General features: G+C 59.1%; 18 protein-coding genes. 8 read left to right on the top strand and 10 right to left on the bottom strand.

Annotated elements, in window-relative coordinates; all coding sequences use genetic code 11:
* Nucleotides 1-61 precede the first annotated feature (61 nt).
* The 3 genes from CO660_RS25015 to CO660_RS25005 all read right to left on the bottom strand — a co-directional run bounded on the left by CO660_RS25015 (nucleotide 62) and on the right by CO660_RS25005 (nucleotide 3,301).
* Entirely contained in the window at nucleotides 62-742 is a 681-nt protein-coding gene (locus CO660_RS25015) for a GntR family transcriptional regulator (protein ID WP_097601011.1), read from the bottom strand.
* Between the two features lie 103 nt (nucleotides 743-845).
* Nucleotides 846-2,216, bottom strand: coding sequence for an aspartate aminotransferase family protein (locus tag CO660_RS25010; protein ID WP_097601010.1), 1,371 nt, complete (start codon nucleotides 2,214-2,216; stop codon nucleotides 846-848).
* An 8-nt stretch (nucleotides 2,217-2,224) separates the two neighbouring features.
* A complete protein-coding gene (locus tag CO660_RS25005) occupies nucleotides 2,225-3,301 on the bottom strand; it encodes a phosphotransferase (protein WP_176536374.1) in 1,077 nt (358 codons plus the stop codon).
* Between the two features lie 497 nt (nucleotides 3,302-3,798).
* Between CO660_RS25005 and CO660_RS25000 the strand changes: the two genes are divergently transcribed.
* Nucleotides 3,799-4,488, top strand: a complete 690-nt coding sequence (locus CO660_RS25000; protein WP_097601009.1) for a haloacid dehalogenase type II — start codon at nucleotides 3,799-3,801, stop codon at nucleotides 4,486-4,488.
* A gap of 229 nt (nucleotides 4,489-4,717) precedes the next feature.
* Here the strand turns inward: CO660_RS25000 and CO660_RS24995 are convergent, their stop codons facing one another.
* From CO660_RS24995 to CO660_RS24970, 6 genes are all read right to left on the bottom strand, one after another.
* On the bottom strand, nucleotides 4,718-6,040 hold the full coding sequence (locus tag CO660_RS24995; protein ID WP_097601008.1) for an FAD-binding oxidoreductase: 1,323 nt from the start codon (nucleotides 6,038-6,040) through the stop codon (nucleotides 4,718-4,720).
* Nucleotides 6,041-6,059: 19 nt separating this feature from the next.
* Nucleotides 6,060-6,485, bottom strand: coding sequence for a RidA family protein (locus CO660_RS24990; protein ID WP_097601007.1), 426 nt, complete (start codon nucleotides 6,483-6,485; stop codon nucleotides 6,060-6,062).
* Nucleotides 6,485-7,663, bottom strand: coding sequence for a DSD1 family PLP-dependent enzyme (locus CO660_RS24985; RefSeq protein ID WP_097601006.1), 1,179 nt, complete (start codon nucleotides 7,661-7,663; stop codon nucleotides 6,485-6,487). Before CO660_RS24985 ends, CO660_RS24990 begins: the two co-directional genes overlap by 1 nt.
* A gap of 78 nt (nucleotides 7,664-7,741) precedes the next feature.
* Nucleotides 7,742-8,467 (bottom strand): 4-hydroxythreonine-4-phosphate dehydrogenase, encoded by a 726-nt coding sequence (locus CO660_RS24980; RefSeq protein ID WP_097601005.1) that lies wholly within the window; start codon nucleotides 8,465-8,467, stop codon nucleotides 7,742-7,744.
* A gap of 11 nt (nucleotides 8,468-8,478) precedes the next feature.
* Entirely contained in the window at nucleotides 8,479-9,453 is a 975-nt protein-coding gene (gene pdxA, locus CO660_RS24975; protein ID WP_097601004.1) for a 4-hydroxythreonine-4-phosphate dehydrogenase PdxA, read from the bottom strand.
* A complete protein-coding gene (locus CO660_RS24970; protein WP_097601003.1) occupies nucleotides 9,450-10,661 on the bottom strand; it encodes a four-carbon acid sugar kinase family protein in 1,212 nt (403 codons plus the stop codon). Before CO660_RS24970 ends, pdxA begins: the two co-directional genes overlap by 4 nt.
* Before the next feature lie 106 nt (nucleotides 10,662-10,767).
* On the opposite strand from CO660_RS24970, the gene CO660_RS24965 reads away from it, so the two are divergent.
* A complete protein-coding gene (locus CO660_RS24965) occupies nucleotides 10,768-11,637 on the top strand; it encodes a LysR substrate-binding domain-containing protein (protein WP_097601002.1) in 870 nt (289 codons plus the stop codon).
* Nucleotides 11,638-11,758: 121 nt separating this feature from the next.
* Here the strand turns inward: CO660_RS24965 and CO660_RS24960 are convergent, their stop codons facing one another.
* Nucleotides 11,759-12,427 carry an FCD domain-containing protein gene (locus CO660_RS24960; RefSeq protein WP_097601001.1) on the bottom strand — a complete coding sequence of 223 codons (669 nt, stop codon included), beginning with the start codon at nucleotides 12,425-12,427 and terminating at the stop codon, nucleotides 11,759-11,761.
* Between the two features lie 204 nt (nucleotides 12,428-12,631).
* Between CO660_RS24960 and CO660_RS24955 the strand changes: the two genes are divergently transcribed.
* From CO660_RS24955 to CO660_RS24930, 6 genes are all read left to right on the top strand, one after another.
* On the top strand, nucleotides 12,632-14,302 hold the full coding sequence (locus tag CO660_RS24955; protein WP_097601000.1) for an ABC transporter ATP-binding protein: 1,671 nt from the start codon (nucleotides 12,632-12,634) through the stop codon (nucleotides 14,300-14,302).
* Nucleotides 14,303-14,333: 31 nt separating this feature from the next.
* Complete coding sequence (locus CO660_RS24950) at nucleotides 14,334-16,004, top strand: peptide ABC transporter substrate-binding protein (RefSeq protein ID WP_097600999.1); 1,671 nt, start codon at nucleotides 14,334-14,336, stop codon at nucleotides 16,002-16,004.
* Nucleotides 16,005-16,076: 72 nt separating this feature from the next.
* On the top strand, nucleotides 16,077-17,027 hold the full coding sequence (locus CO660_RS24945; RefSeq protein WP_097600998.1) for an ABC transporter permease: 951 nt from the start codon (nucleotides 16,077-16,079) through the stop codon (nucleotides 17,025-17,027).
* Between the two features lie 32 nt (nucleotides 17,028-17,059).
* Nucleotides 17,060-17,938 carry an ABC transporter permease gene (locus CO660_RS24940; RefSeq protein WP_097601078.1) on the top strand — a complete coding sequence of 293 codons (879 nt, stop codon included), beginning with the start codon at nucleotides 17,060-17,062 and terminating at the stop codon, nucleotides 17,936-17,938.
* A 155-nt stretch (nucleotides 17,939-18,093) separates the two neighbouring features.
* On the top strand, nucleotides 18,094-19,428 hold the full coding sequence (locus tag CO660_RS24935; protein ID WP_097600997.1) for an FAD-binding oxidoreductase: 1,335 nt from the start codon (nucleotides 18,094-18,096) through the stop codon (nucleotides 19,426-19,428).
* Between the two features lie 160 nt (nucleotides 19,429-19,588).
* Nucleotides 19,589-20,493 (top strand): AMP-binding protein (locus CO660_RS24930; RefSeq protein ID WP_141504907.1); only part of this gene is annotated, 905 nt, incomplete at its 3' end.

Raw genomic sequence — 20,493 nt, 5'->3', positions numbered from 1 at the left:
ATCCTCAGCGCCGCCCGAGAGGCGGTCTTTTCCGAAACGTCACATTCCCAGGGAGCGCTGGTCAGCGTTGATCGAGCAATTTGATCTGGAGATCTTCCCAATGCTCCTGGAATGCATCCCGCGCCGTATCGTAGTGACGGCTCCTCAAGCTGTTGATGAGCCGCTCGTGTTCTTCCGCCATTTCTTCAGCGGTGGAGTAGAAATCCTGCCGCTGTGCGAGAAGAAGCTCGATCTCGCCCTCAAGGTCCGAGTAGGTCCGCTTGAGCCGAGGGCTACCGCTGGAGGCGATGATCGCCCGGTGGAAGTCGCGGTCCGCAGCAACCAGCAAGGATCTGTCGGAGGACAGCGTCGACCTGTGCATGACATCGACCGCCTCCAGCGCCTGAGAGGGGATAATGCCGGTCAGCACGATCAGACGTATGGCCTCGCCCTCAATGGCGCCGCGCACCCGCGTGATATCGACAATATCGTCTGGCCCGAATTCGGGCACCACAAAGCCCCGGTTCGGTATCTGACGCAACAGACCTTGCGTGACGAGCACCTGGGCTGCTGTACGGAATGTGTGCCGCGAGGTCGAATGCTCTTCGCACATCTTCACGTCGCGTAGGAACTCGCCCGGTTGGAAGTCCCCTGACAAGATTCGCCGTCGCAAGGCGTGAGTCAGGACCTCCACTGCGCTGCTGGGCGGCTCGACGTTCATCTCTGGATCTTCGGCTCGGTTCTTGGCGGGCAGCGACGGCATGGCTTTGGCTTTGCTCGTTGTTTATGTCGTATACCTACGCCACATGCGGCGGCGCAGGGCAAGGGAGATGACATCGTACCTCTGCGCTGCATGCTGGCGGCTCCTAGATCTGCACGGACCGAAGCGCCTCGTCGACGCCTTCGAGCAAACGCGCCGCGTTGGCCGATGTGAAGATGAGCGGGGGCCTGATCTTCAGGATATGTGCGTCCGCTCCCGTCGCGGAAATAAGGATGCGCCTGTCGCGCAGGGCATTGACCGCCGCAAGCGCTCGGTCCATGTCGGGTGTTTTCCGGTCTCTGTCCGTAATGAGTTCAACGGCGAAATAGAGGCCGGCCCCACGAACATCGCCGACAAATTCGTATTTTTTCTGCAGACTCCGGAGGCCGTCGAGAATTTCGCCGCCGACCTTGACGGCATTGTCCAACAGGCCTTCCTCGAGAATCGTGTCGAGCACGGCTCTTGCTGCGGCGATAGCGACGGAGTTGCCGCCAAACGTATTGAAGTAGCGCATGCTGGATCCGAATTCGGCAACGAGTTCGGGCCGCAGCACCACGCCGGCAACGGGATAGCCGTTGCCCATGGGTTTGCCCATTGTGACGATATCCGGATCGACTTTGTGACGGTTGTGGCCCCAAAGATGGGTGCCGGTCCGCCCGAATCCGGATTGCACCTCGTCGGCAATGAACAGGCCACCAGCCTTGCGCACAACTTCCGCCACCGGCGCCAATACGTCCGTCGGATCGACGTAGAGACCATCGGAAGAGAAGACGGAATCTGCGATGAAGGCCGCTAGTCCGCCGCCATGCCGCTCCATGTCGGCGATCTGTCGTGCGACATCCTCCGCCATCCGCCGGCCGATTTCCTCGACGGGCAGGCGATAGGAATCCGGCGCGGCAACCGTGCGAAGATAGGGATCCAAAGCCGACTTCCTGCCGAGCGACGGCGAGATTGCCGCCACCGCGCCGCTGTTGCCGTGATAGGCTTCCGCCGTGACGATGACGCCGGTTTTGCGTGTGTGGTAGCGTGCGATCCGCAAGGCGAGATCGTTGGCTTCCGAGCCCGTGCATGTGAACATCGCGCATCCGGTCCGGCCGAGTTCGCCACCGAACGTATTGATCAGGGCTTCGGCATAGTCCAGCAGCGGCTCCTGCATGTAGCGCGTGTGGGTACAGAGTACCTCGAGCTGCTTCTGGATCGCCTCGACGACACGCGGATGAGAGTGACCCAGCGAAACCACGTTGTTGTAGGCATCAAGATATTCGTTACCGTGCTTGTCATAGAGGAAGACGCCCTTCGCACGGCAGATCTCAACTGGCGACTTGTAGAAGAGCCGATAAGCAGGCCCGAGCAGCCTTTGCCGCCTGGCGACATGCGCCAGATCTTCACTTGTGAGATGAGACGTGTCCTGAGGGTTGAAGCCATTTGGCATGTCGCCACGGAAGCCCTTGGGCAGGGTAGTCGCTTGTTTGGACATTGTCGTTCCTATCGTGCCAGAAGATCGCAAATCTGTGCGGTCGAAATTGAGTGAAACCACTCGAGGTGGGCCCAGCCGGCTTCTGTATTGCGCAGGATATAGCGGCCATTCTCGGGGAAGATCTCTGCGCGCCAGCATGTCAGCAGCGCACGAACCGCAAGACGTCCCATCGACAGGAAGGGAATGAGCCGGAGCTCCTCATCCGTCAGTTCGGCATGGCGGAGATAACCGCGCAGAACGTCGCGCGCTTCGTCGAACAGGTCTCGCCGGTTCCCATGGTCGAACGTTTTTGGCATCTGGTTCATCAACGCCGTAGAGACATCGACGGCGATGGCGGTACGAACCGCATCGCCGAAGTCGATGACGCCGGTCAGGAACTGTGGATTGGTGTGATCGACGACCAGGTTCGACGTATTGAAGTCGTTGTGGAGCACTTGCCGCCGGCACAGATCGAGCTTCGGCTTGATTTCGGCAAACCGCTCGAGTGCACGGACGGTCCAGGCCCGCTTGCCGCCCTCAGGGATGAAACTCAGCAGATCGGTCAGGTCGAGCAGATGGGTGACGTCCCATGCCACCGTCCGGCCGTCCGCGGGGTGCGAGAAATCGGCCATGGAATGACGCAGTTTTGCCAGGATTTCGCCGATCCGTTCACGCTGTGGAGCTGTGCAAGATGTCCGGTCGAGCGGGGTGCCGGCAAGGAAGGTAATAAGACGCACGACTCGCCGCTCGCCGCCACTCGTAGTGACAATCGGCAACTCCGCCCCGTCGACATCGCGAAATGTGCGGGGGATTGGTAGATCAGGGGCTCGCTGCTCCAGATGACGCATCAGCGACACCTGGAAATCGAGTTCCTCGATCCGCTCCGAAGGATGAGCGATCTTCAATACAAACTTCCCCTGGGCGGCGCAGTCGAGGAGGAACGTGTCGTCCTTTTCTGTTTCAAAGCGCGTTGCCGAGCCGCGCGTGCCATATAGTCGCTCGGCAATTCGTTCGGCTTCTGCAGTGCCCACGGTATGGCACGCCTCGGAAAGCTCAGGGACGCGGGCTGGCCCGCATTGATGCTTGTAACCCATCTTCAAACTCATTCCCGTCCTGCCTCGGAAGGGCAGTTTCGATGACCTCAGTATGTCATACTTCAATTTTTGTACAACAATTTATTTCTATGACGAAGGGGATCAATTTCAGCTTTTTTGATGACTTCAAGCTTGCCCAAGAAGAAAAGCATTGTTTATTCAACGAAATAGGTGGCTTCTGATGGCTGTTTTAGTGGCGAGGCGCACACGTCGCCGGGAAATTTCAGGGCCGAAGGTCCAAAAATTGTTGGACAATCGGTTGCCATTGTCCAAAAGTTATGCCAGTGTGCTCCCACTGGTCGGAATGCAGCGAACACGTCGGATTGATCCGCTTTAGTGGATTGGCCAGGTATCTGAAAAGGCAGAGGAAATTGACCAGATTCGCAAAGGTACCTGCCGCGTCCGCATTGGGGGTCCGTCGGGACCGCGACCTCTTAGACAGGCGGCATGCCCGCCACATGACCTTGGATAGGCACACCGTGCCATGAAAATTGGAAGGAATACATCCGATGACTGAATTTCGACCGAAGTACGTGACCTTCGACTGCTACGGAACGCTCACCAATTTCGACATGGCCGGCGCAGCGCGACGCGTCTACGGCGAGCGCCTCTCCCCTGAAGCGATGTCAGCCTTCATCGAGGCTTTCAGGGGCTATCGCCTTGACGAGGTGCTGGGCCCATGGAAACCGTTCGTCGAAGTGGTTCACAATTCAATCGAACGCAGTTGCAAACGTATCGGTATCCCGTTCAAACCCGAAGACGCGCAACGGATCTATGATGAGGTGCCAACCTGGGGTCCGCACCCGGACGTTCCGGCTGGCCTGTCCAAAGTGGCCAAGGAAATTCCGCTGGTCATCTTGTCGAACTCCATGAAAAGCCTGATCATGTCGAACGTGGAAAAACTGGGCGCACCCGTCCATATGGTAATCACGGCAGAAGAAGTCGGGGCATACAAACCTCTGATGAAGGGCTTCGAATACATGCTCGACAAGCTCGGCTGCGGACCGGAAGACATCACTCATGTGTCCTCATCCTTCCGCTACGACCTGATGACTGCCTATGACCTGGGCATCAAGAGCAAGGTCTGGGTCAACCGCGGCCATGAGCCGGCCAATCCTTTTTACGAATACACCGAGATCAAGGACATCGGTGGGCTAGCCGCCGCCGTTGGCCTGGAGCCAGCCCTCAAGCGTGCTTGAAAACAGGGCTCAGGCGCTGTTGCTATGATGAGAGGGGGCGCTCCGTTCGCCTCCTTCTTATCGTTCGAAGGAAACAAGCACGGCCTTTCGCAAACTCCTCCCTCAGGCGTGACCAGCTGTCCCGGGGCACTTCGGAACCCCCTGGTTCGTGCTGCTGGTCGGCATATATTGCAAGACGCTGGACAGCGTCGGCTAGGAAAATCTGTCCTGCACTGGCCTTCCCGCACGGTCAGAGACCGCCTACCTTCACTGTGGAGCCGTCAAAGAAGCGCGACAGCCGAAAGGGCGCGGGATCGACGCAAGGCCTATCGTTCGCAACCAGGTCGGCTGCCAGGCGGCCGACGCCCGGGCCAATGCCGAAGCCATGGCCGGAACCGCCCGCGGCCAAATAAAGCCCTTTCACATGATCGGACGCCGAGATGACGGGCACCGCGTCCGGTGTGCAATCCACATAGGCGCCCCAGCTGTCGGCGATCTCAATGCCCCTTAGTGCCGGGAACTGTTCGGTGACGCCTTTCAGAATAGCCGCGATCGTCCTGCGGCTCGGTCTTGGATCGAGAACGCGGATTCGCTCGAACGGCGAAACCCCATTCTCGTTCCAGCGGGCGAAGGCTTCCGGTCCGTGAAACATCGATCTCCCAATGCCGATCTGGACCGCTTTCAGTCGCTTCAGAAACATCGGCATGAACCAGCGCGCATAGCGGAGGCCCTGCGGCGTGATATCCAAGGTCGCCCTGCCGCTGATCGCAAGCGTGTAACTGCCATCCAGCCTGCGGGTCAGCGAGCACTCCGGTGTATAAATCGCCTCGCCGAGACTCGTTGTAGGGCGTGTACGAATTGCGGTTTGGCGCACGCTTGCCTGCGGGAACTGTACGCCGTACTGGCGACAGAACAGGGAGGCCCACGCACCGCCGGCGTTCAGAACGGCCTGCGATCTGATGATACCTTTTTCCGTGATGACGCCCGCAACTGCACCATTGACGATATCGAGGCCTCTCGCAGCGCATTCCTGGTGGATCGTCGCTCCGAACTTCCGGGCACCATTCGCGATCGTCGGCGCCGCAATGGCCGGCTCGCCCTTCCCATCATCGACGGAATGGACGCCGCCAAGCCACCGGCGGCCTTGCGCGGGAATTCTGTCATGCGCCTCCTGGGCAGTCAGCATCTTCGTATTGACGTTGAATTGCCGGGCAAGATCAAGCCATTGTTCCCATTCCGCCAGCTGCTGCGGGTTATCTGTCGCATAGAACAGGCCGCATTGGCGGAAGCCGACGTCTTCGTCGATTTTCGCAGCAAATTGGTCCCACGCCTGCATGGAAACCCCCGAGAGCGGCAGTTCGCGCTCATCGCGGTTCTGCCGCCGGCACCAGCCCCAGTTTCGGCTTGACTGCTCACCCCCGACATATCCCTTTTCAATCAAGGCAACGGAGAGCCCCCGCTCTGCGAGAAAAAATGCCGCCGATGCGCCGATAATGCCGCCGCCGATGACGACGACGTCGGCCTTGGCTGGAAGCTCTTGATCGCTCTGTATGCGTTTGAGGAATGGTGACATCGTGGCTGACCTGAATTGATTAGTCGGAGCTGTTTTCTGTCTGCCGCGCCGGAGCGTCTCGCGCGAGAACGGCGACCGCGTCGATCTCGACGAGATAGCCGTAGTGCAGTTCGGGCACCGGAACCACTGAGCGCGCCGGGCGCGCCTCTCCCAGCCGCGCTGCATAAACCTGGTTGAAGCGCGGCCAGTTGCTGACGCCAACGATGTAGGCCGTCACCCTGACGAGATTGTCCGGGCTGCCGCCTGCGGCTTCGAGAACCGCCAGCATATTCTCGATAGCCTGCCCCGCCTGCGTCTCGAACTCATTGTCGGGAAGCGGCGCCCCATCCGGCCGAATCGGGAGCTGCCCTGATATATATAGATGCTCGCCCGCCAGTTTGGCCTGGACATAATGACCCGCAGGGCGGGGCGCGAGGTCGGTATAGATGGTCACGACGTCCGACATCACCAGCCTCCGAAGCGCGGCCAGCAGGTCTCAACTGCATGCGAGCCACCGCGGACAACATGATAGACTGAGTGCTGTGCTGCGGTTGCGCAAGCATGGTTCGGCAGGATCCGCACCCTGTCTCCGACCGCCAGGTCAGGCAGGCGAGCGTCCGACCCGGGTCGCACGGCTATAATTCCATGCTCCTGATTTGCATCGGCAACAATGATGTCGAGATAGGCGTTGCCCTCGAGGTCGCAGACGAGGCCGTATCCCTGATCGACGGCCTGCTTGCCGGTGCCACGGTCACGCGACAGCGACATCCATCCGCCATCGGTGATGATCCAACCCTTTTCGCGCTGATGGCCGATTACCGTCGCCAGAACGCTGAGCGCGATGTCGTCGACTTGGCAAATGCCGATGCCTGCCATTACCAGATCGAAGAACACGAACACGCCGGCGCGGACTTCGGTCACTCCAGTAAGGTCCTTCGCGTGGTGGGCCGTTGGCGTCGAACCGACACTGACGACCGGGCACGGCAGACCCCCATCGCGCAGAAGACGCCCGGCATCAACAACGGCCAAGCGCTCCGCTTCCGCATAACGCTTCTGCTCCGCGACGCCCCCACCCTTATAGCTATCCCCAGCATGGGTCAGAACGCCACGCAGCTCAGCCCCTGCCGCCAGGATCTTTCCGATCTCCAGCAACTGAGCATGATTGGCGGCCACCACACCCGAGCGATGGCCATCGCAGTCGATCTCGATCATGGCTGGGATCCGCTTTCCGGCGTCTCGGGACGCCGCGGCAACCGCCTGCGCCTGCTCGAGGGTATCCAGTACGACCACGAGATCGACGCCCTTGGAGCGCAGCTCAACGACACGTGCAAGCTTTGCCGGCGCGATGCCGACCGCATAGATCATGTCGCGAACCCCATCGGCCGCGAATTTCTCGGCTTCCTTCAGCGTGGAAACCGTCGCCGGTCCCTCGGGCGCACTCATGACCCGCCGGGCCACGTCGATAGACTTCGCGGTTTTCAGATGCGGTCGAAGCGACACGCCCATGCCATCGAGCCGGTTCCGGAGACGGGTGATATTCCGGTCCATCCGCTCCGCGTCGAGAACCAGACAGGGCGTTTCCAGCGTCTCGAGGGTGGTCGTGGCCGCTAAGCGAGTGGAGGGGTCGAACGTCGTTAGATCCATCTATCTGATCTCCAAATTCGAAATTCACCTTGGCGCTAAAAGGTAAAGATCGAAATTAATGGTTGGTGAAGGTTCGATTCAGTCGGCGGTTAATGGTGACAGCGTGATATCACCCGCGTCAGCCTGAATCCGCGTGAGCACGTCGATCTCCATCTCGACCTCCAACCGCAGATTGGAACTGCCTGAGAACGCCCCATTGAAAGCCGCCGTGCCGATGGTAAAACCTGCGGCTCCGGATCGTACGACGGCCGCCATCCTTTCGGGACTGTCGATCGATCCGGCAACGACGACAGGCTTTTCGACCGCTTCGCACACGCACGTCATCAACGCTTCGACATCGCCGTTGAAGCGATAGGCGAGCAGATCGAGACCGCTCACACCCTGGATCGCCGTCAATTGCCGGGCACTTTCCACAATTGTTTCGATCGTCCCTTCGAGCCTGCTCGGATGTCCCACGATCTTGCCGGGGAAGGGATAGTACTGGATGTTCCTCCCAGCGATAATTGGCAAAACGACATTCGGTCGGGTTCCACCCATCAGAATGTCGACGCCAATGTCAACGGCGGCCTGCGCGGACCGGCGCTCGCTCTCCTCGTCGAGGCTGACAACTTCCAAATAGAGCGTCGCGCCCGCCCTCTTGATCGCAGAAGCAAGGCCCAAAAGTTCATCGAACGGGAGGCCAATATCCTTGAACCCCACATGTCTGATGCCTGCGGCAAGCACATCCTTGAGGCGCTCGGCCGCGTCGGCAACGGTCCGATCCTGATTGGTCAGCATGAAAATGAAGTCGGGAGTCTGGGGCATCGAAAGCGCTCCTAAATTGCGTTGAGAAGCAGGGCCTGATCGAAGGCATAGCGAAGAGAGGAATGGTCGGCCGTGCCCCGGCCCGCGATATCGAATGCGGTGCCGTGATCGACGCTGGTACGGATGAAGGGCAAGCCGATGGTGACGTTGACGCCTTTGTCGATGCCGAAATACTTGACCGGAATGAGCCCCTGATCGTGGTATTGTGCAACGACGATGTCGAACTCGCCCTTGCGGGCCCGCATGAAAACCGTGTCTCCGGGCCACGGGCCGGAAGCGTCTATTCCACATTCCTGAGCGCGCCTGATCGCCGGCGCGATGATGTCGAGATCTTCACGCCCGAACATGCCGTTTTCACCGGCATGGGGATTGAGGCCGGCGACCGCAACGCGGGGCGATGCGATGCCATAAGCCTCGCCTGCCTTGTGCGCCAATTCGATCGTTCTGAACACCGAATCCTGCGTCACCAAGTCGATTGCGTCGCGCAACGACACGTGGATCGTCACAAGAATGACACGCAACTCGTCGTTGGCCAGCATCATCGCAAACTTGTCGGTCCCCGACCGCTCGGCGAGGATTTCGGTGTGGCCGGGATAATTGAGCCCGGCCTTCTTCATTGCCTCCTTGTTGATCGGAGCGGTCACGATTGCCCCGAGGTTTCCTGCCAGCGCTTCGTCGATCGCTCGCACGACATAGTCGTAGCTTGCGCGCCCGGCGCGAGCGTCCACCTGACCGATCGGCATATCGTCCGGCAGATCCGAGATATTGAGTACGGGTATGAGCGTCGCGTCGGGGACCGCCTCATCGACCGACGCGATGGGCTGCACTTGGAGAGGAAGAGCCAAGGCCCGAACCGCGCGTTCCATCACCTTTGCGTCGCCGATCACCACCGCCTGCTCCGGCAGTCCGTCCGCGAAAACGCGCGCGATGATTTCCGGGCCGATTCCACAGGGATCGCCCATCGTTATGCCAGCAGGTTTTTTCATTTCTTATCTCCAAGCCAGAGGCCCCGAAGCAATTCGGCTGATTTCAGCAGGATATTGGACGAGCCGAAGCCGCCCGCCTTTGTGATGATGTGAACAGGATGGGGGCCGTTCGTGCGGCCCACCGGGATGCCCGGCTCGACCTCGCCGAGGAGATTGAGAGAGCCGATCTCGAGTTCCTTCAGAACGGATTCGGCGGTGTCACCGCCAGTCAGGAAGAGTCCGGTCACCGGATAATGCTCCATAATCGCGCGGACAGCCTTGCCAAGAGCGATTGCGATAGACCGAGGAGCGGCGGAGGTACCACGGTCCGACGTGGTTAGAATAACGTCACCGCTGGTTCCGGATTGTCTGTATTGGGCAGCGGCGTTTTCGGCTGCGAGGTCGGCCGAGCGAGACGCCACCTCTGCGTCGATGATGATCTGCCGGACGGTGCCAGTTCTCATCAGCCGTGAGCATTGCTCGCGGCTCAGGGGATTGACGCTGCCAACGACGAAGAGATTGATCGCCGCCGCGAGGGGCAACAGTGTGGGGTCATCGGCGCGACCCACATAGTCTGCCAATGCGATTGCCAGTCCTGGAGAACCGCACCAAAGGATGGACTTCGGATCCGCCGCCGATTTCACCAGCCGGGCCAGATCTTCCTGCGTTGTTGCATCGGCGATCAACAACTTCCGGTGATCCGCGGTCAGTTCGCCGGCCTTCAATACACGGAGTTCCGCAAGCCCAAGGTGACGGATCTCAGCCTGCGGGATATCTCGAAACAGATACCGAAGGTGCGAGTCCGCTATGGGGTGGAGCGGGTCCTTTGCAAACTCGGTTTCCTCCAACGGCACGCCATGAAGAAGCTGACGCCCTCCTTTAGTAGTGCGTCCGCCTGCAGGGAAAGCTGGAGCGACAACTGCGATGGTCCGGCCAGACGCCGCGAGCGCGGCTTCTATCTCAGCTCCAACGTGGCCGCGAATGGTGGAATCAACGGTATTGTAAAGAATTTCTGCGGATGCCAGGCTTTTTGCCGCCTGTGTCGCCCGATCGACAGCGTCCTTCACGGATGCGGCCCGGCTTGCCTTGTTAATAGAGGTGATCGCCACATCTTCCGGCGATGATCGCCGGTAATCGGTGAAGACAAGGCATCTGTGCCCCATACTCACGAATGGTGCGGCGCCATCCGTTGCACTTGTCAGATCATCGGCCAGAATTCCTACCTTCAAAGTCGCCGTCCTATCGGTTTTCGTGTGACGAGGAGATACTAGCGCTATTGCTTTTGCCGGAAAAACGATCAATTCTGACTGAAATCCATCACTTTAACTCACAGATATGGCCGCACGATTCCCATCTTTATCCGCGCTCAGAGTGTTTGAAGCAGCTGCACGGCATTTGAATTTCGGGCGTGCCGGCGATGAATTGTTCGTTACACACAGCGCCGTCAGCAAACAAATCCGCTTGCTTGAGGACGACTTGGGAGTGGCCCTTTTCGAACGAAGAAACAGGGCCGTTTTTCTGACCGATCCAGGGCGGCGTCTGCTAATGACGATGAGCGAAGTGTTTCGCCAGATCAGCGAGTGTTGCGACGAAATCAAGGGTGGCGGCTCGGCACCCCTTGTACTTTCATGTGAACCGACATTCACGCAGCGCTGGCTGATTCCGCGCCTTCCGTTGTTTAACGCACTTCATCCTGAGATTGAGGTTCACGTCTTTGCCGCCGGTGGCCCTGTGAACTTCGACAGAAGTCATATAGATCTGGCGCTACGGAGAAGCGATTTCAGCTGGCCGCCGGAACTGTTTGTGGAAACGGTAGTCGAGGAACGCGTCGGCCCCGTGTGCGCGCCAAGGCTGTTAGCTTCCGGCAGAGATGAAATCCTCTGCTTGCCTCGCATTCATTCGGCCACCCGTCGAGATGCGTGGACGCGGTACATCTCCGACAACCAAATCGCAGATCCAAACCCACCCGGCAGCCAGGTTTTCGAGCATTTTTATCTGAGTATCGAGGCGGCAATCGCTGGGCTGGGTGCTGCGATCGGCCCAGAGCCGCTCGTCGCCGACGCTGTGGAAAGCGGGCAACTGGTCGCTCCCCACGGGTTCTCCGGCAACGGCTACAGCTACATCCTGTTGAGCCGACTTCCTTTCGAAGGCGATGCCAGAAAACGAACCTTCCTCTCCTGGCTTCGGCGACAGGTTGCTCCCTGAAGCGCGCAATTTGGCAACACTTCGGCGCCGACCTCTGCGTCAAATGGCGAGAACGCAACCGAGACGGTCACGGCGGGACACGTGAGAACACGCCTGGAGACCAATTGCTCAGACCAATTTCTCAAATGCTAGGTCCGAGTATGTTGGTCCTGGCTTCAATGATGTGGTCGTACATCGTTCGCTCGGCCTCTCTGCTGTCACGATCCTTGATTGCGTCCAGGATTGCCTGATGGCTGACGATATAGGCCGTCATGCGCTCTGAGGTCAGCGATTGTTCTTTCATCTTCCCCCAGAGGTTTCCCGCCCGTACTGCGTGTATGCCTTCATAGAGGGAGGCAAGAAGACCGTTACGCGCGGATTGGACGATGATGCGATGAAAAACGGCGTCCCACTTCTCGAACTCGCCCATAGATTCCGACGCATTGCCCCGGGCGATTGATTTCTGCATTTCTTCGACTTCCTGCCTGGTCGCGCGTAATGCTGCCAATGCCGCGATCTTGGGTTCTATGATCAGCCGAGCCTCAAAGACTTCCGCCGGATAGGTGCGGAATGTGTCTCCTTCATAGGTAGCCGGCGGGCGAAGGGCGCTCGAGCTCACACCGCTGCCAGCGATAAAGGTGCCTCTGCCGACGTGCCTGATAAGGCGGCCTTCCTTCTCCAGCGAACTGAGCATCCTCCTAAGGGCGGTACGCGGCAGCCCGAGTTTCAGCGCCAGGTCGCGCTCCGGGGGGAGTCGATCACCTGGTTCCAGACCTTCCGCTTCAATGAAGTCTTTCAACACCACGCTCATATGACCTCCAACAAATATTTTGCGAAACCAATTTGATCTATATTGACACCAATGGCAAGACCAATCTTATATTAGTCACAGAACCAAAGCCGATTGGTTGCAAATGAGATCCTAGAATAAGCTGTGCACCGCTCGAGAGGCAATGAGCAGCACGCGTAAGGCAGCGACGAAAACTCAATCAAGAAGCTGCGTAGAAAAGGAGATATATCGATGGCGACTGAAGCTGTTACAGCAGGCGACGCAGCGCTTTCGGTGCGTGCCCTGACAGTCGACCTGCCAAAAGGCATGGAACGGGCTCATGCCGTCGAAAATGTATCCTTCGACCTCAAGCGTGGCCAGATCCTTTGCATCATCGGCGAGTCTGGATCGGGCAAGTCTGTAACCGCAAACACCATCATGGGTCTCTTGCCCAAGATTATTCCGGTCTCATCGGGTGCCATCAATCTCGATGGAACGACCATAGTCGGCGCGCCGACAAAAAAGCTGCGCCAGCTGCGCGGCCGCGTCGTGTCCATGATCTTTCAGGATCCGCTTTCGGCGCTCAACCCGCTGATGACGGTGGGCGAGCAGGTTACTGAAGCGATGGCGGCTCATGGTGTGGGCAACAAGGCCTCGCGCCGTGACCGCGCCCTCCAATTGTTGACTGAAGTGGGCCTGCCGGATTCGGCATTGATGTACCACCAGTATCCCTTCCGGCTTTCCGGTGGTCAACGCCAGCGGGTCATGATCGCGATGGCGCTGGCCCTTGAGCCGACCGTGCTGATAGCAGACGAACCCACGACAGCCCTTGACGTAACCACGCAGGCGCAGATCCTGAAGCTCATCCGAGACATCCAACGCCGCAAGGGAATGAGCGTCATGTTCATCACCCACGACTTCGGGGTGGTGGCAGAAATCGCCGACAGTGTCGTTGTTATGGAGAAAGGGCGGATTGTCGAGCAGGGCACCGCCGATCAGATTCTCAAATCACCCAGCCACCCCTACACCCAGCGCTTGATCGCAGCCGTTCCGCGCCTCACGGGCGAGGACAGAAAACTCAAGGTGCAAACGAGCGACGAGGCAATTCTGACCGTCAAAGGCTTGTGCAAGACTTATCGCAGCGGCAGTGCGCTGTTCGGAAGTCAGCGTGTCGTGCCTGCAGTGCAGGACGCCTCATTCACCTTGGCTGCTGGCCGCACCCTTGGCATTGTCGGCGAAAGCGGCTCCGGAAAGTCGTCGTTGGGGAGACTCCTGATCAAGCTTCAGGACAGCGACAGCGGTCAAATCCTGTTTGAGGGCAAGGACATCGTCAAGCTCTCTGAATCCGAGTTCCGGCCGCTGCGTCCTCGGATTCAGATGATTTTTCAGGATCCCTTTGCCTCGCTAAATCCGCGCTCAACTATCGGTCAGATTTTGACCGTCGGGCCCGTCGCACATGGGATGCCCTACGCGCAGGCGCGCGACGAAGCGCGGGCGTTGCTATCTCATGTCGGTCTCGATGCTGGCGCCTTCGGCCGCTACCCGCACGAATTTTCGGGTGGTCAGCGCCAGCGCATCGGCATCGCGCGGGCCTTGATGTTCAAGCCCAAGCTGCTGATTGCCGACGAAGCAGTCTCCGCGCTCGACGTGTCCATCCAGGCCCAGATCCTCAAGCTGCTTGACCAAATCCAGCGCGAGACCGGCGTATCAATGGTCTTCATCACGCATGATCTTCGTGTCGCCAGCCAGATCTGCGACGAAATTGCTGTGATGCAGAAGGGCCGGGTCGTCGAGCGCGGCCCGCCGTCTCAGATTTTCCTGAAACCCCAATCCGATTACACGCGTGAACTTGTGGCAGCAATCCCAGGAGAACGAAGCAGAGACAATTGCGAAAGTGTAATCGGCTCACGGCAGTAGGTTCCTAATGAGCAAAAAGAGAGGGAATGAAATGACAAAAGAGTCTACGACCAAAACGAATATTTCTCGGCGCGACGCACTGCGCCTCATGGCAGCCGGCGGCATTGCATGCTTTGCTGCCCCCAACCTGATTGGCAAGCCTGACATTGCCTGGGCACAGGACAAGAAACCTGCCGGTCGCGTCGTGGTCGGGCTTTCGCAGGAACCGACCGTGTTCAATCCGCTCATGGCACATATCGAAACGGACGATGCGGTCCATTTCTCGCTCTTCGACGCCCTCTTTCGCATGGATCCGCAAGGCGTGCTTCAGCCCAATCTTGCGCTAGAAGTGCCCACGCAGAAGAACGGCGGCATCTCGGCGGATGGCCTGAACTGGCGCGTTCGCCTGCGTGATGATGTTCGCTGGCATGACGGCAAGCCGTTTACGGCTGAGGACGTGAAGTTCACCCTCGAACTGATCACCAATCCGAAATTCCGAGCGTGGCGCACAGGCGGTCATTCCTTGGTGCGCGACCTAACGGTGGTTTCGCCAACTGAAATCACCTGGCGGATGGAGCAGGTCTTTGCTCCTTACCTGTCGTTTCTCACCGAGACCTTCATCGTGCCAAAGCACCTTCTCGAGAATGAGGCCGATCCGAACGCAGCAGCCTTCAACCAGGCACCCGTCGGCACGGGCGCCTTCAAGTGGAGCCAGCGCGTGGCCGGCGACCATCTCGAGCTGGCAGCGAACACGGATTACTTTGGGGACGGCCCCTATGTCGAACAGGTTGTATTCAAATACATCCCCGACCAGACGGTGCTCTACACCCAATTCAAGAGCGGCGACATCGACCTCACAGACCAGGCGTACATCACGCCCGACCACTACGACGAAGCCAGCAAATTGCCGGGCCGCGTGGTGAGCCTGGTCCCCGGTGCCTCTGTCGAATCGTTCTATCTCAATCTCGAGCGGCCGCAGTTCAAGGAACTGGCGGTGCGTCAGGCACTCTATGCTGCAATGGACAGAGCGGCGATCATCGACGCCCTCTATTTCGGCGTGGTGACAACGACCGAAACCTTCATGCCGAAGGAGTCGTTCTACTTCAATCCGAAGCTTCCGGCACAGGAATTCAATCTCGACGCCGCACGCAAGCTCCTCGACGACGCCGGTTGGGTACCGGGGTCGGATGGGATCCGTGAAAAGAACGGCGTGAAGCTCGCATTCAACAATTCGACGACATCGGGCAACAATCTCCGTGAGCAGGTGCAGCAGTTCCTGCAGCAAACGTTCGCAGAAATTGGCGTCCAGATGACGATCTCGAATCTGCCGGCGGCCGTCATGTTTGGCGAATTCTGGCTGAAGTCACAATTCGACACGGCGATCTCGGGCGTTACGCATCTGATCGCCGCCGACCCCGATGCAACCAATCGTCTTGCGAGCAGCGCGATTGCCGCGAAGGGTGGAAAGGGATCGAACGTCGGCCAGTATTCCAATCCGGAAGTGGATGCGCTGCTGAAGAAGGGCGCCCAGACCTTCGATCCGGAAGCGCGTCGTGAAATCTACTACCGTATCCAGGAAATCGTGCGTCAGGACCTTCCCTTCCTTCCTCTGTTTGCCGCCACCTATGTGGTTGGCAAGAAGGAAGGCCTTGAAGGCTGGGAGCCGAACACGAACACGCGCACGGCATCCTGGCATGCTGCCGGCTGGCGCTGGAAGAGCTGAGTTCACCTCCCGCCGTCGCCGCCGCGCCTCGCGGCGGCGACTTCTGTTGACGCTATCACAGGGAGAGCCTGAATGCGCAGCTTCCTAATTAACCGGTTCGCTCAGAGCCTCGTACTGCTCCTGATCGTTTCCGTCATCGGCTTCGTGGTCCTCAACCTGATTCCGGGCGGCCCCCTGGCACAATTCGGGCTCGATGCGAGCATGACTCAGGACGACTTGAACCGACTGGCGGAGCAGTTGGGCCTGAACCGTCCTCTGTGGGTGCAGTATCTGGATTGGGCCTGGCGCCTGTTGACAGGAGACTGGGGACACTCCTTCCGCGACGGGGCACCAGTTCTCGAGGTGATTGGACGGCACCTCATGGCAACGCTGCTGCTGATGGGCTCGTCCACGGTGATCGCGATCGCTATCGGTACGTGGATTGGTGTTCGCGGCGCTGTAAAGCGTTATTCGGTTTTCGATTATATGGCGACAGTCGGTGCCATGGTGGCCCTTTCGATCCCGACTTTCTGGTTCGGACTGATCGGGATCTACGTCTTCTCGCTCAGACTTGGCTGGCTGCCAGCCGGCAACATGTACACGATCGGTGACGAATCCGTTCTGAACTATCTCCACCATCTCATTCTGCCCAGTGTCGTGCTTGCGCTCGTGCATGTAGCCATCTGGAGCCGCTACATGCGAACGGCTACTCTCGACGTTATCAATCAGGAGTTCATCAAGACCGCCCGCGCCAAAGGACTAAGCGAGCGTCGTATCCTGATGAAACATGTCATCGGCAATGCCCTCCTGCCGATGATCACGCTCCTTGGGATGCAGCTTCCCAGCGTCCTGACGGGTGCTCTGGTCACCGAGACGGTGTTTACCTGGCCGGGCATGGGACGCCTGTTCCTCGACAGTCTCGGCTACAGCGACTACCCCGTGGTGATGGGATTGCTCATGTTCTCGGCGATCCTTGTCGTGGTGAGCAACCTCGCCGCCGATATCGTTGTTGCCATTATCGATCCCCGTATCCGTCTGAGTTAAGCGCCATGAACGCTCATCAGGAGTCAGCCATCATGACCGCCATTGCCGCAAATTCACCCCGGGAGCGCTGGTGGAACAGCCGAACTGCGCACCGCTTCATCAAGCACCATCTGGCCCTCATTGGAATGGTGATGATCGTTCTGCTGACGCTGGCCTGCGTCCTGGGGCCCCACCTGTTGCCGTACGATTCACTTTATATCGATCTGCGCGCCCGCTTCGCTCCGCCCCTGACCGGGCAACATTATCTCGGCACGGACCCGCTGGGACGAGACCTGGCCGCCCGCTTGTTCATGGCGGGGCGGATTTCGCTCCTGGTCGGTTTCTCGGCGATGCTGTTGTCGACGCTGATCGGAACCCTTGTCGGCGTGGTGGCCGGATATAGGGGCGGCGTGGTCGGCACGGTGCTGATGCGTGCCGTGGATGGCTTCCTTTCCTTCCCATCCATCTTCCTCGTACTTGCTCTTGCCGCCGCATTGAAGCCAAGCCCGATTATGATTACCGTCGTCATCGCTGCTACAAGCTGGATGGAAGTTGCCCGTATCGTCGAGGCGGAGGTTCGCTCTTTGCGCGAGCGCGAATTCGTGCTGGCCAGCCGCATGTTGGGACTGAGCGCAACGCACATCATGTTCCGCGAAATCCTTCCCAATGCCATGGGTCCGATCATCGTTGCCGCGACCCTGACCGTCGCGCGCGCGATCCTGATGGAGGCCTATATCAGCTTCCTTGGCTACGGAATTCAGCCGCCGCTGCCCAGCTGGGGTAATATGCTGAACGGCGCACAGCAATATCTGGGGACGGCGCCTTGGCTGGCGATCATTCCCGGCGCGGCCATAACGATCGCTGTCACAAGCTTCAATTTCATCGGCGACGGGCTGCGCGATGCGCTCGATGTCCGCGGCGATCACAGCTGAGAAACACCCTCGCGCGCGGGCAGAAGAGACATGCGCCGCTACACGCGTCACGCTCCGAGCATCGGGAATATCCCCGTGTTCACGACGACTAATTGCCAAGCCTTTATCGTTCCTGTCGGTGATGACTGGAGCACGATGCCAGAGGAATAGTGACTATGCCGGTGCAGGTTCAGAAAGTAAGTGATAGCGCCTCTTTTCCAACCCAGGTTGACGTCGTCGTCATCGGGGCGGGGATCGTGGGTACCTGCACGGCCTATGAGCTTGCGCGCAAAGGGGTATCCGTAGCCCTGCTCGAAAAAGGCATTGTCGGTGGCGAGCAGTCGAGCCGCAACTGGGGATGGGTTCGCCAGCAAAACCGCGACCTCTATGAACTTGCGCTGGCCATGTACAGTCTGCGGCGCTGGGAGGAACTGAGCACCGAGACCGGTCGCGACCTCGGCTTCCGCCGAACCGGGATCCTTTACTGCACGAAAAACGAGGCTGATGTCGCCCGATGGGAAAAGTGGGGCCAGGCTGCACGTCTTCAAGGATTTCATAGCCAGCTCCTCAGCGCATCCGAGGCCAATGAGCGCGCTTCAGGTGGCACATCCTCGTGGATCGGCGGAGTTTGGTCTCCGACCGACGGGAGAGCTGAGCCTAGTCTTGCTGTGCCTGCCATCGCCGAGGCCGCGAAGGAAAGCGGCGTATCACTCCATCAAAACTGCGCCGTTCGGGGCCTCGACATTAGCAACGGCCGGGTGACAGGCGTGTGGACAGAGCGGGGACTTGTGAAAGCCGGCACCGTTGTTTGCGCTGGCGGGGCATGGGCTTCCCGGTTTTCTCATCGATATGGCATCGAGCTTCCCGTCGCAAACATCTCCGGGACCGCAATTAAGACGACTCCCGCCCCCGAGATCATTCAAGCAGGATGCCTCTCGGCTTCAAACTTCGTGTTGCGGCGCCGGACAGACGGCGCCTACACGATCGCCGTACCGGGACGTGGCACGCTCGACATCACGCCGCGGGGGATGCGATATGCGCTCAAATTCTACCAGATGTATCGCAGCAAGATCGGCAAGAAGTTGAAGTACCGTCTGAACAGCAGCTTCTGGAATGGGCCCGATGCTATCAGCAGCTGGGAGAACGATGAAGTCTCGCCGTTCGAAAAAAACCGCATCCTCGATCCTGCGCCGGATGCGGATCTTGTGAAGCTGGCATTGAAGAACCTCGAACGCGAATACCCCGCGCTCAAGGGCATCGGGGTCGAGCGCGCGTGGGGAGGGCTCATCGATACTTCGCCAGATCTCGTCCCCGTCATTTCTAGAGTGGAGCACCTGCCTGGTTACGTGATAGCGGCGGGGTTCAGCGGGCACGGCTTTGCCATTGGACCGGGTGCCGGTCGGTTGGTCAGCGAGATCGTGATGAACGAGACCCCGATCACAGACATCTCACCCTACAGGCTGAGCCGGTTCAGCGACGGCTCCGCGATCAGACGGCCGGAAATGATGTAACGGTCGAGGCTGGTTACTGTCCAAGCTGCCGTTGTAGTGGGCCTATGGCGGGAAGCAAACCGACGAATGGGTCGGAAGATCAATCGAACATAAAGGCTTCAAGATTCTCGTCGACCGGACGTAAATCAGCTCATAGAAGCCAATATCAAGGAGCTAAACCGTGGTCCTCGAGCGCTATACCGTACCGCGCGTCATCCGGGAACGAGCATTCATAGACCGGGAGAAGTACCTGAAATGGTACGAGGAGAGCGTCGAGGATCCGGACAAGTTCTGGGGCAAGCATGGCAAACGGATCGATTGGTTCAAACCCTACACGAAGGTCAAGAACACGTCTTTCACCGGCCGGGTCCAGATCAAGTGGTTCGAGGACGGGCAGACGAACGTTTCGTACAACTGTATCGACCGGCACCTGAAGACCAACGGCAATCAGACGGCGATCATCTTCGAGGGCGACAATCCCTACGTCGACAAGAAGATCACCTACAACGAGCTCTATGAGCAGGTTTGCCGTATGGCGAACGTCATGAAGAAGCACGGCGTCAAGAAGGGTGATCGCGTTACCATCTATATGCCGATGATTCCCGAGGCGGCCTATGCGATGCTCGCCTGCGCCCGCATCGGCGCAGTTCATTCGGTCGTGTTCGGCGGCTTCTCGCCGGAAGCGCTGGCCGGTCGTATTGTCGACTGCGAGTCCACCTTTGTGATCACCTGCGACGAAGGCGTGCGCGGCGGCAAGCCGGTACCGCTGAAAGACAATACCGATACGGCAATCCATATCGCCGCCCGTCAGCATGTCATCGTCGACAAGGTCCTCGTGGTGCGGCGTACCGGTGGCAAGACCGGCTGGGCGCCGGGCCTCGACATCTGGTACCATCAGGAGATCGCTACGGTTAAGCCTGAATGCCCGCCGGTGAAGATGAAGGCGGAGGATCCGCTGTTCATCCTCTACACCTCTGGCTCCACCGGAAAGCCGAAAGGCGTGTTGCATACGACCGGCGGTTACCTCGTCTATGCATCGATGACGCATGAATATGTCTTCGACTATCATCACGGCGATGTCTACTG

The sequence above is a fragment of the Rhizobium sp. L9 genome, assembly GCF_002531885.1.
Classification (GTDB): domain Bacteria; phylum Pseudomonadota; class Alphaproteobacteria; order Rhizobiales; family Rhizobiaceae; genus Rhizobium.
This window is presented reverse-complemented; position numbering and strand designations above follow the sequence as displayed.

Bases quoted from the DNA above. Each gene is read 5' to 3' on its own strand.
- CO660_RS25015 (WP_097601011.1), bottom strand. From the start codon at position 742: ATGCCGTCGCTGCCCGCCAAGAACCGAGCCGAAGATCCAGAGATGAAC.
- CO660_RS25010 (WP_097601010.1), bottom strand. From the start codon at position 2,216: ATGTCCAAACAAGCGACTACCCTGCCCAAGGGCTTCCGTGGCGACATG.
- CO660_RS25005 (WP_176536374.1), bottom strand. From the start codon at position 3,301: ATGAGTTTGAAGATGGGTTACAAGCATCAATGCGGGCCAGCCCGCGTC.
- CO660_RS25000 (WP_097601009.1), top strand. From the start codon at position 3,799: ATGACTGAATTTCGACCGAAGTACGTGACCTTCGACTGCTACGGAACG.
- CO660_RS24995 (WP_097601008.1), bottom strand. From the start codon at position 6,040: ATGTCACCATTCCTCAAACGCATACAGAGCGATCAAGAGCTTCCAGCC.
- CO660_RS24990 (WP_097601007.1), bottom strand. From the start codon at position 6,485: ATGTCGGACGTCGTGACCATCTATACCGACCTCGCGCCCCGCCCTGCG.
- CO660_RS24985 (WP_097601006.1), bottom strand. From the start codon at position 7,663: ATGGATCTAACGACGTTCGACCCCTCCACTCGCTTAGCGGCCACGACC.
- CO660_RS24980 (WP_097601005.1), bottom strand. From the start codon at position 8,467: ATGCCCCAGACTCCCGACTTCATTTTCATGCTGACCAATCAGGATCGG.
- pdxA (WP_097601004.1), bottom strand. From the start codon at position 9,453: ATGAAAAAACCTGCTGGCATAACGATGGGCGATCCCTGTGGAATCGGC.
- CO660_RS24965 (WP_097601002.1), top strand. From the start codon at position 10,768: ATGGCCGCACGATTCCCATCTTTATCCGCGCTCAGAGTGTTTGAAGCA.
- CO660_RS24960 (WP_097601001.1), bottom strand. From the start codon at position 12,427: ATGAGCGTGGTGTTGAAAGACTTCATTGAAGCGGAAGGTCTGGAACCA.
- CO660_RS24950 (WP_097600999.1), top strand. From the start codon at position 14,334: ATGACAAAAGAGTCTACGACCAAAACGAATATTTCTCGGCGCGACGCA.
- CO660_RS24945 (WP_097600998.1), top strand. From the start codon at position 16,077: ATGCGCAGCTTCCTAATTAACCGGTTCGCTCAGAGCCTCGTACTGCTC.
- CO660_RS24940 (WP_097601078.1), top strand. From the start codon at position 17,060: ATGACCGCCATTGCCGCAAATTCACCCCGGGAGCGCTGGTGGAACAGC.
- CO660_RS24935 (WP_097600997.1), top strand. From the start codon at position 18,094: ATGCCGGTGCAGGTTCAGAAAGTAAGTGATAGCGCCTCTTTTCCAACC.